Genomic DNA, 8,790 nt, shown 5'->3' with positions numbered 1-8,790 from the left:
GCCTGCTCGCCGTCGAGCACGCCGCCCTTGGCCGGCCCCTTGCGTCCCTCGGCGATCGCCATGATCACCCCGTGCAGGGTATGCATGTCCTGCTTGGTCGGCTCCATCCGGGTAAAGATGTTGCGCAGGTTGACCAGCATGGTGTCGCGCTTCTCGCGCGGCCGCAGGAACTCGACCTTGTCGAGTTCGGCGACCAGATTGTCGAAGAAGGCCTGAACCTGATGCTGCGAGGCGCGCTCGGATCGCTCTGGCATTACGAACGGCAGCCCGCCCGATGTCGCGAGCTTGAACCACTCATAGCCCATCAGGAGCACCGCCTGGGCCAGGTTCAGCGAGGCAAAGCCCGGATTGACCGGGAAGGTGACGATGCGGTTGGCGAGCGCCACCTCCTCATTGGTCAGGCCGGCTCGCTCGCGGCCGAACAGGATGCCGGCCCCGCCACCATCGGCCACATGCGTCACGATCTCGCGCGCGGCCGCCTCCGGCCCGACCACCGGCTTGGCCTGGTCATGCGCACGCGCGGTGGTGGCATAGAGCAGGTCGAGATCGGCGACCGCCTGGTCCACGGTGTCGAACAACTCGACCCCATCGAGGATATGGTCCGCGCCCGCGGCGGCGCGCTGCGCGGCGATGTTCGGCCAGCCGTCGCGGGGATTGACCAGCCGGAGCCGCGACAGCGCAAAATTGCCCATCGCGCGCGCAGCCATCCCGATATTCTCGCCAAGCTGCGGTTCGACCAGGATCACCACGGGACCCCTGAGGTCGTGGCCGGTCTTGGTCTTGTCGGTGCCGGACATCCTAGAACTTCGCTTCCTGATTCAATCTCTGAACAATCTGATTCAGGTCCTGAAGGAGTTGAATCAGAGTGCCAAGTTTCCCGCTCCCCCCGGGATTGCCCCGCGGGCGCAAATTTCTCAAGCGGAATAATGGCTTTACGGCTGTTCTTGGATCTTCATCCGAAACCTGAGATGCGAAGCGTCGCAACCCCACTTCCACTCTTCCGCTGCCGCCTGAAGCATGAGACATAGCGGCGGCATTCTCGGCTAAAAGATGAGCCGAAACTGCATAACCCCTTGGCTTCCGCCGGCGCTTTCCCGGTGCTATAGCCCCGAGGATAATCCGCTAGTCGCGCCCGAAAGCGCGCTGTTCCCCCAAGAGGCCCTATTCCCATGGCAAAAATCAAGGTGACCAACCCCGTCGTCGAACTCGATGGCGACGAGATGACCCGGATCATCTGGCAGTACATCAAGGACAAGCTGATCCACCCGTTCCTTGACATCAACCTGATGTATTTCGACCTGGGGATGGAGTACCGCGACAAGACCAACGACAAGGTCACGATCGATGCGGCGGAAGCGATCAAGAAGGTCGGCGTCGGCGTCAAATGCGCCACCATCACCCCGGACGAAGCCCGCGTGAAGGAATTCGGCCTCAAGGAGATGTGGAAGTCGCCGAACGGCACCATCCGCAACATCCTGGGCGGCGTGATCTTCCGCGAGCCGATCATCTGCAAGAACGTGCCGCGGCTGGTTCCCGGCTGGACCAAGCCGATCATCATCGGCCGCCACGCCTATGGCGACCAGTACCGCGCCACCGACATCAAGTTCCCGGGCAAGGGCACGCTGTCGATGAAGTTCGTCGGCGAGGACGGCACCGTGATCGAGAGGGAAGTCTTCAAGACGCCCGGCGCCGGCGTTGCGATGCAGATGTACAATCTCGACGACTCCATCATCGACTTCGCCCGTGCGTCCTTCAACTACGGCCTGATGCGGAACTATCCGGTCTACCTCTCGACCAAGAACACCATCCTCAAGGTCTATGACGGCCGCTTCAAGGACATCTTCCAGGATGTCTTCGACCGCGAATTCAAGAAGGAGTTCGACGCGAAGGGACTGACCTACGAGCACCGCCTGATCGACGACATGGTGGCCTCGGCCCTGAAATGGTCCGGCGGCTATGTCTGGGCCTGCAAGAACTATGACGGCGACGTGCAGTCCGACACCGTGGCGCAGGGCTATGGCTCGCTCGGCCTGATGACCTCGGTGCTGCTCACACCCGACGGTAAGACTGTGGAAGCCGAAGCTGCCCACGGCACGGTGACCCGGCACTACCGCGAGCACCAGAAGGGCAAGGAGACCTCGACCAACTCGATCGCCTCGATCTTCGCCTGGACGCGCGGCCTCGCCCACCGCGCCAAGCTCGACAACAACCCCGAGCTCGCGAAGTTCGCCGACACCTTGGAGAAGGTCTGCGTCCAGACCGTCGAGGACGGCTACATGACCAAGGACCTCGCGCTCCTGGTCGGCGCCGACCAGCGCTGGCTGTCGACCACCGGCTTCCTCGACAAGGTCGCCGAGAACCTCACCAAGGCGACGGCGGCCTAAAGGCCGCCTTCCCGGGCTTCGCTCTTTCCCCGGGGGAATACGTATGGAGGCTAAGCCATGCCGCTCCCCGGGAAAGCCGCACTCGCATTGCTGGTGCTGTCGGGCACGCTGGTAAGCGTGCACGCGGAAACAACCCTCCCCGAGGCCATCGCCGCCCCGGGAGAGGCGGTCGTGCTCAGCGTCCACGCCGAAGGCGCGCAGGTCTACGAGTGCAAGGCTGGCCTCGAAGGCAAGCTGGCCTGGGCCTTTCGCGAGCCGATCGCAACGCTGATGGCCGACGGCAAGACCGTCGGCCGCCACTATGCCGGACCGAACTGGGAGCATGTCGACGGCAGCGTCGTGCTCGGCCGGACTTCCGGCAATGCGCCCGGCGCGACGCCGAACGACATTCCCTGGCTCAAGCTCGAGGTGATTTCGCGGCGCGGCAGCGGCACGCTGTCCGGCGTCACCACGGTGCAGCGGATCAACACCGCGGGTGGTACGCTCGAAGGCCCCTGCGACAAGGCCGGCGCGACCCACAGCGCGCCGTACTCGGCGGACTACGTGTTTCTTCGTAAAGGCTGAGCAGTTCGTCGCACCAAGGCCGGTGCCGTAGGATGGGTAGAGCGCAGCGAAACCCATCAGCTTCGGAGCAAGCCGCGCGATGATGGGTTTCGCTGCGCTCTACCCATCCTACGATTCCGTCGAACCTCGCATCGATGTCGTCCCTGCGAAAGCAGCGACAAGCGCGTGTTGTGGCGCGAGCAAGCGGTGGCGGCGGAGCAACCAACAACGCCCTGTGGTTATGGGTCCCGGGTCAATCCCGGGACGACGTGGGAGAGTGCTGATTCAAAATGTCAAACAGCGGAGAGGATGTGAGTCCGCATTCTCGCAGCATACAATGCCCGAGGTTTGCGTGCCCTTCCACCCTCTCATCATCGCGGCCAAGCATCGAAATCGTCGTTGCGACCGACGCGAAGCAGGCCGTAGCGAACAAGCCTGTTTGGGGGACTCACGCCATCAGCGATCCCAGAAAACGGATCGCCGGGATGCTCGGCAGGAACGCATAGGCGCCGCCGCGAGTCCGGACGAACCGCGGCAACGCCCGCAGCCGGATCGTCGTGCCGGATTTAAGCGGCAAGTCGAACCAGCTGGTGCCAGGATCGTTCGCGCCTGTGATCGGATCGTTGGAGCCGGTGATGCGCGGATCCTGCAGGCCAAGATTCAGCCAATCACAGGACATGGCCTCGAACTGTGCGCCGAGACTCGCCCCAATGAAGTTGCCGAGCAGGCCCCGTTCCGGTTCGGGTTTGCTCGGATCACGAGGCTTCGCCGGATCATAGAGTGGTCCATAGGGCATCCCGCGCCGAACAAGACGCCGACTGTTGTTCGCCACCCGTTGCACGATCTGGCCGCCGCGTGGGTTGCACCGCCGGATATGCGCCCCAAAGGGGCAGCGGGAGTCGCCAACGTAGTCAAAATTCGCCTGATCCACTTTGGGATCAGGCGCATCCGGGGACAGGGCCATCGGCGTGCCATCGCGCCACCGGCCGCACAGGTGGGCGGCGACGACCTCGCGCAAGGCCGCGTGGCGTGACAAGCCTTCGATTGACAAGGCTTGGCCGATTTTCGCTTCAGCACCGGGTGGCAGCAACTCGTCGATTTGCGGGCGTGTGAGCAAATCCGACGCGGCTCGGTCGAGATACTCCTCAAAGCCAACCACATCCTGTTCCAGCACGCGAAAGGCATTAAAGGTGCCGTTGTGTCCCAATGCTTCGGGTTGAGGCACCCGCCACGTCAAACCTTCGAAGTTGGTCGGATGTCCCAGCAACACGGTGCCGAGCGGCGCCTTGGGTTGTCCGTCTTCATAGCGTTGTCCGTCGTGAACCTCCGCGAATCTCGGTTGCATAATGTTGTCGCGATACCCGAAGTGAACGACGTCGTTGGGGAAGGCGCAGCCCTCAAGTGCACCGAGCAGCCCGAAGGCCTTTCCATCGGTGAGGGCGTGCTGCTGGACTTCGTCGAGCTGCGCGACCTCGTCGGCGTAGATCGTGGCGATGAGATGGACCCGCTTGGGAGCATCGAAGGGAGCAGGCCAGGTTTCCGGCGCGTTCGGCCCGACATCGCCAAGCTTCAAGGCGCGGGCGTTCATGCCTTCGATGAATTCGTTCGGGAACATTTCAAGTGAAGAATTCGGCACGCCGAGGGCGCGCAGTCCCTCGTAGGTCAAGCCAATGTTGAAACAGGTCTCCGGCTTGGTTCTTCCCCAATTCCCGATCGTGATCTGCGGAACATCGTCGCCGCGCCCGGATGTCGAGGCGGCGAGCCAGTGCCGGGCCGCGATGCGATCGGCGACTTCAAGAATCAGGTACCGCACGCGAGGCTTGCGATAGCCACGCAAGATATTGCCCTGTACATCAGCGGCGTCGAATACTGCGCTCACCAGCCTATCCCCAGTTGGTTGCGGACCTGAGCCGCAGAAAATCCGGGATAAGCCCGGTAGCCGCTGCCGAGCGAAACGTTCGCGTTGGCGCGGAGCTGGAGGACCACTTTGCGCGGAAGCAGGCGGAGATCGTCATTGCCGGATGCGGCCTTGTCGCCGTTCAAAGCTTCCTGGTCTCTCAGAAGATCGGTGGCCGTGTCCGGCACCTGGTACAGGTCGCGCTCGTGCACCCATTGGATGAACGCCTCGACATTATGCTCGCAGGGAATCACGGCCTCCCCTCCTTCGACAAGTTCGACCACGGCATTGAACACGCTGCCGATCGTAGCGATGAAGTCACGAATGTAATTGGTGAAGTCTCCGTCGTAGACGGAGAACATGCAAATATTGTCGCCGACGATGACGAAGCGCGCAAAGTGCACCGTGCCGACATTGTCCAATCCGGCATATATCGCATCCTTGTTTTGGGCGATCGCCAGCGCCGCCTTCGCCCGACCGACCGGCGACTTCTCCTTGAGCGGCATGATCAGGTTCATCATGCACTGGAGATTGTCGCCGGGCTGAATTGATGGGTGGGGACCACCGGGCAGCGGCCTCACCGGCGTGCGCCACGACCAGTAAGGCACCAGAACCCACGACGCCAAACGCTGAAATACGCGCGTCTCGGGCAACCCGTTCACAAACCGATCGAACCATCCTTCCTCACCTGACATCAGCTTAGCTCCACCTGAAGGGGCACCCGTCGCGCATTTCGCGCGAGACTTCATAAGCGCACCGGCGGGCGTGGAGGATCGGATCCCCGGAGGGCTCGATGCCACGTACGAGACGCCAGGGATTAAAACTGATGCGTTCGCCATCCGCGACCTGATCCTTGGCGAGATTGGTGAGCGTAAGGGTGCCCATGACGACCCGGACTCGCCTGGCCGGCCAAGGCTTTGTGGGATCGTCGAGTGCGTCGCCCGCTTCGCCGATTGTCATCATCAGCATGAACCGGGCCGGCCACCGCCGCAGGCGCTCTTCAAGTTCATGGCGCAGATATTTATCGACCGGCGTGGCAGCGGGATCGGTCGTACGAACGCCTGCAACCGGCTGCCAGGAAAAGCGAACGGGACGACGTACTCCATGGGGATCTTCCACCATGAAGGTGTGGATGGCGTGATAGGTCGCGCGGGCATAGCTCACCGGGGCGCCGATCACCCCGGCTTCGAACACTGCCAACTGGGCGAACCGGCGCCGATTGGCGTAATTGAGTATTCCCGCACCGTCACTCGTCGTTTGCTTCGGGTACGGGTCGCGAGCAGGCTCCTTGAGCTGCAGCATGTCGAGAATCTTCCGCCACGGGGATTCTCTTTGAACCGGCTGCTGCCGCGCGACCTTGGTGAACTCGAAAAAGTCCTCAACATTGCGGGCGAAAAATTCGGCGAGCGTCGTAGCGATCAGGTCGGCTGCCGCCCCGTCCTGCAGGTGGAAACGTGTCGCCATTCCCCGAACATCGGACCATCCATCATGCTGCTTCGGCCCCCCTTGTCCGTTGGAGAACCTCACCGACACGCGAATGCGCTGTCCCTTGAAGTGCTCTGCGATGCAATAGTTGCGCGCCACGTCCGAAGCCATGAAATAGCCGTCTGCGCCCACGCCGATCGTGTGCACCGGCCTTTGCCCGGGGGCAGGCTCCGGCAAATTGGCAATGATGGCGTCGACGAGCCGCCTTGCTACCGATGAATCGCCCATGCCCCCTCCATTGCGAACGGACCGGCATCCCAGGTGCCGTTGGCGCTTGACGCGTTAGCGATGTCGATCGAATTCAGCCTGCGCCCACCGCCAAACCTTACATTTGATCGCAAGTCGGACATGTGACGTAGTTCACAAATTAGCCGAACGAAGCGCCAAGCAATTCGGATCTGACAGCAGTGATCGACGTGCTCCAGACGGTGCTCGCGCACCGATAAAACGATCGGCCGAGTGCATGTCCTTGCGGTGCAACAGTCCGGATTTGGACCCAAAGCCGACCATCGAAAAACGCGAGCCTCGCGTGGGTTGCTGAAGGGAATTCTGCTCGATTAGCCTGATGGCCCTCTCAACAGCGGGTGGCTCTTACGGACGCAGGGACCGAATGCCCACGATTTGCGCTGATATTCGCAAACCACTGCCGTCTTGAAGGCATTGAGAAGCTCTACTCCAAGCTGCTCATTTGTGCTATCTTTCGGTTGCAGCGTCGCATTGTCCTGAGCTTGGGCGCAAAAATCCACTGCCGATGCAAAGGAAGCGCTGGCCGGCAAGCCCGAACTCACAAATGAAGAACGCCGAGGCGCCGGCTGGATCTACAACATCAAGCTCGCCGAGCCTTCCGAACTCGACACGCTTTTGGATCGGGAAGCTTATCTCGCTTACGTGCGGGACCAGGGTTGCGCCACGCATCGAACTAAGGAGCGTTTCATATGCGATCTGACATTGTTCCAGGGGCCATCTTTCCCGACTACGAACTTTCCGACCACACGGCGAAACGCCGTAAGCTCTCCGAACTGCAAGGCCAGCATCCGATGCTGCTCGTCCTCAGCCGCGGCGGATTCTGCCCCAAGGACCGCAGACAGGCTGAAGGGCTTCTTGAACTCCATCGTGAGATGGAGGTTGGCTATTGCCGCCTTGTCACGATCAGCACTGACAACATCACTGAGACGAACGAATATCGCAGCGGTGTCGGCGCTCATTGGCCCTTCCTCTCGGACACCAGGCGTATCGTCCAAAAGGATCTCGATATCGCCGAATATACGGATCCGGCCCACGACCCGATGATCCCCCATGTGATTGTCCTCGAGCCCGGCCTTGTCATTTACAAGATCTACAATGGCTACTGGTTCTTTGGCCGGCCCACTATGGAAGAGCTCCGCCAGGATCTACGTGTCGTTATCAAGAAATGCCGGCCAGACTGGGACATCACAACGCCCGAACTCAAGGCGGCGTGGCAGCAAGGCCGCAAGGACCTCTTCTATCCGTACGGCAAAACCTACGCCCAAGCCATCGGTGAACAGGATTAGGAGCGGTGCCTGCGTCAGCAAGGCCGCCAAGGCAACGCGATGGAAATCTGCCGAACTGACGCCGGTGCGCCCTCGATACGGTGAGAAGGGTCGAAGGGTCTTCAGCAGCTTCCATCGCAAATAACATTGCGGCGGCGAGGGCGCCACCGACTCCGGTGTCGTTTCAAAGGTGCGGCCGACTACTTTGACGCCTGTGGCTTGCTTCTCGGATCGTCGTCAGGGTTCACGTAGGTGATCGCGAAGGGCCCCTGACCGTGGATTTGAACGACCGTCGGACTGCTCACCCAAGCGAGCTGCGCCTTGGTCATTCCTCGGGGCGCCTTGCGGCCTTTCTTCTCCATCATCATGATTCCGTGCACAATCTGTTCTTGCTCAGCGTAAGCGTTCTAATGAGCGTGTGCTCATAAACACATGGGCCATTCGCCGAATGTCCGCTCTTGGGGCGGGGCGAACCGGACACGCCAGAATGGCGAGAATGACGTGAATTACAGGCCGGCAAATATTGTGGGACTAGGCGGGCGGCCGAGTGCCGAGGGTAGGCGATCTGCCCGTGAGTATCCTATGTACGTCGGCTGTATACCAGTCAGGATGCTCATATAGGAATTGTTGGAGTATCGGGCTTTTGTTGTAGATATCACGCAGAGATCTCTCCCAAACATACCACGGATACTCCTGCATGTATCGGCGATGTATTGTGAGATTATGCACCGCGTGGAGAAAAAATTCCGCTATTGCGGAGACTCGTACATACTCTGGATCGACCGCGTCTATGCTTTTGCCATCGTAGAAATACGGTCTATATTCAGGATTGTCCATGAAATATCTCTGCACGGTGGCAAAGCCATCGGCTGTATTTTGATATATTTGACTCATTGTCGTGTGGTGCGCGTATTGCGCTTGGCGCCCAATCATCAGCAGTGTCAGCGTGAGTATTGGGAGTCCGATGATA

At 60.8% G+C, this 8,790-nt stretch carries 8 protein-coding genes and 1 pseudogene; 4 read left to right on the top strand and 5 right to left on the bottom strand.

Annotated features, from left to right (window positions below):
* Positions 1 to 797, bottom strand: a 797-nt coding sequence (locus tag CWO89_RS36675; protein ID WP_130583254.1) for an RNA methyltransferase, incomplete at its 3' end; no start/stop codon positions are given.
* 372 nt (positions 798 to 1,169) lie between these two features.
* On the opposite strand from CWO89_RS36675, the gene CWO89_RS36670 reads away from it, so the two are divergent.
* Together CWO89_RS36670 and CWO89_RS36665 are read left to right on the top strand one after the other, a co-directional pair.
* A complete protein-coding gene (locus CWO89_RS36670) occupies positions 1,170 to 2,384 on the top strand; it encodes an NADP-dependent isocitrate dehydrogenase (protein ID WP_130583253.1) in 1,215 nt (404 codons plus the stop codon).
* A gap of 57 nt (positions 2,385 to 2,441) precedes the next feature.
* Positions 2,442 to 2,948, top strand: coding sequence for a DUF3455 domain-containing protein (locus CWO89_RS36665; protein WP_130583252.1), 507 nt, complete (start codon positions 2,442 to 2,444; stop codon positions 2,946 to 2,948).
* 427 nt (positions 2,949 to 3,375) lie between these two features.
* Here the strand turns inward: CWO89_RS36665 and CWO89_RS36660 are convergent, their stop codons facing one another.
* The 3 genes from CWO89_RS36660 to CWO89_RS36650 are packed head-to-tail and all read right to left on the bottom strand — an operon-like array spanning position 3,376 to position 6,537.
* Positions 3,376 to 4,806 carry a Dyp-type peroxidase gene (locus CWO89_RS36660; protein WP_130583251.1) on the bottom strand — a complete coding sequence of 477 codons (1,431 nt, stop codon included), beginning with the start codon at positions 4,804 to 4,806 and terminating at the stop codon, positions 3,376 to 3,378.
* Positions 4,803 to 5,519 (bottom strand): hypothetical protein, encoded by a 717-nt coding sequence (locus CWO89_RS36655; protein WP_130583250.1) that lies wholly within the window; start codon positions 5,517 to 5,519, stop codon positions 4,803 to 4,805. The genes CWO89_RS36660 and CWO89_RS36655 overlap by 4 nt, the downstream gene beginning before the upstream one ends.
* A gap of 4 nt (positions 5,520 to 5,523) precedes the next feature.
* Positions 5,524 to 6,537, bottom strand: coding sequence for a catalase (locus CWO89_RS36650; RefSeq protein ID WP_130583249.1), 1,014 nt, complete (start codon positions 6,535 to 6,537; stop codon positions 5,524 to 5,526).
* 537 nt (positions 6,538 to 7,074) lie between these two features.
* On the opposite strand from CWO89_RS36650, the pseudogene CWO89_RS49780 reads away from it, so the two are divergent.
* Together CWO89_RS49780 and CWO89_RS36640 are read left to right on the top strand one after the other, a co-directional pair.
* Positions 7,075 to 7,194 (top strand): annotated as a pseudogene (locus tag CWO89_RS49780) (glycine cleavage system protein H); the annotation flags it as partial.
* Between the two features lie 50 nt (positions 7,195 to 7,244).
* Entirely contained in the window at positions 7,245 to 7,841 is a 597-nt protein-coding gene (locus tag CWO89_RS36640) for a redoxin domain-containing protein (RefSeq protein WP_207234648.1), read from the top strand.
* Between the two features lie 510 nt (positions 7,842 to 8,351).
* Here CWO89_RS36640 and CWO89_RS47250 read toward each other — a convergent pair.
* On the bottom strand, positions 8,352 to 8,790 hold a 439-nt coding region (locus tag CWO89_RS47250), incomplete at its 5' end, for a hypothetical protein (RefSeq protein WP_207234647.1).

It is taken from the genome of Bradyrhizobium sp. Leo170 (assembly GCF_004296405.1).
In the GTDB taxonomy this organism is placed as follows: domain Bacteria; phylum Pseudomonadota; class Alphaproteobacteria; order Rhizobiales; family Xanthobacteraceae; genus Bradyrhizobium.
This window is presented reverse-complemented; position numbering and strand designations above follow the sequence as displayed.

Excerpts from the sequence above, each read along its gene's own strand:
- CWO89_RS36640 (WP_207234648.1), top strand. The coding sequence starts at position 7,245 with ATGCGATCTGACATTGTTCCAGGGGCCATCTTTCCCGACTACGAACTT.
- CWO89_RS36655 (WP_130583250.1), bottom strand. The coding sequence starts at position 5,519 with ATGTCAGGTGAGGAAGGATGGTTCGATCGGTTTGTGAACGGGTTGCCC.
- CWO89_RS36670 (WP_130583253.1), top strand. The coding sequence starts at position 1,170 with ATGGCAAAAATCAAGGTGACCAACCCCGTCGTCGAACTCGATGGCGAC.
- CWO89_RS36665 (WP_130583252.1), top strand. The coding sequence starts at position 2,442 with ATGCCGCTCCCCGGGAAAGCCGCACTCGCATTGCTGGTGCTGTCGGGC.
- CWO89_RS36650 (WP_130583249.1), bottom strand. The coding sequence starts at position 6,537 with ATGGGCGATTCATCGGTAGCAAGGCGGCTCGTCGACGCCATCATTGCC.